Here is a 934-nt window from a genome sequence, read left to right as displayed (position 1 = left end):
CGGCCCCGCGAGTTCGCTCGACGGTCTCGCCGATCATCCGGTCGTGCACGTCTCCTATGAAGACGCGGCCGCCTATGCGCGCTGGGCCGGCAAGGATCTGCCCACCGAAGCCGAATGGGAATTCGCCGCGCGCGGCGGGCTCGACGGCGCGGAATTCGTCTGGGGCGACGAACTCATGCCGCAAGGCAAGCCGATGGCCAACACGTGGCAAGGCGAATTTCCGTGGCAGAACCTGCTCGAAGACGGCTACGAATGGACCGCGCCAGTCGGATCGTTCGCACCCAACGGCTACGGCCTCTACGACATGGCGGGCAACGTCTGGGAATGGACCAGCGACTGGTATCAGGACCACGGCAAGATCGTGAAGGCGTGCTGCACGCTCGATAACCCGCGCGGCGCGAATGTGGAAGCCAGCGTCGATCCGCGCTCGCCTCAGGTCAAGATTCCGCGCAAGGTCATGAAGGGCGGCTCGTACCTGTGCGCGCCCAACTACTGCCGGCGCTATCGGCCCGCCGCGCGCATGGCGCAGCCCGTCGATACGTCCACGTGCCACGTGGGATTTCGTTGCGTCATCCGCGATCGCGATCCGGGCTGAACCCCTCGGGAGAAACGGCCTCCTGACAACCCGTCGGCGACGGGCGACGGAGGCGATCCGCTACCGGCTGCGGTAGCTCTACACAAAGGAGTGTTCCATGGCGGGCAAGAAGAAACCCAACTTCCTGATCCTCTGGGGCGACGACATCGGCCAGTCCAATCTCAGCATCTTCACCAAGGGGCTGATGGGCTACCGCACGCCCAACATCGACAGCATCGGCGAGGCGGGCGCGGTGTTCACCGACTACTACGGCGAGCAGAGCTGCACGGCGGGCCGCGCGTCGTTCATCACGGGACAATGCGGACTGCGCACGGGGCTGACCAAGGTCGGCTTGCCCGG

Annotated in this window: 2 protein-coding genes; both read left to right on the top strand. The window is 65.7% G+C overall.

The features are described 5' to 3' along the window. The coding region (locus U4Y88_RS37565; protein ID WP_321790125.1) for a formylglycine-generating enzyme family protein at positions 1-595 on the top strand (595 nt) is incomplete at its 5' end. Positions 596-692: 97 nt separating this feature from the next. Further along, a partial coding sequence (locus tag U4Y88_RS37560) for a sulfatase-like hydrolase/transferase (RefSeq protein ID WP_321790123.1) occupies positions 693-934 on the top strand: 242 nt, incomplete at its 3' end.

The organism is Paraburkholderia sp. J94 (assembly GCF_905220285.1).
Taxonomy (GTDB): domain Bacteria; phylum Pseudomonadota; class Gammaproteobacteria; order Burkholderiales; family Burkholderiaceae; genus Paraburkholderia; species Paraburkholderia tropica_A.
The sequence above is the reverse complement of the archived record's forward strand: the minus strand, read 5'-3'. Positions and strand labels throughout refer to the sequence as shown.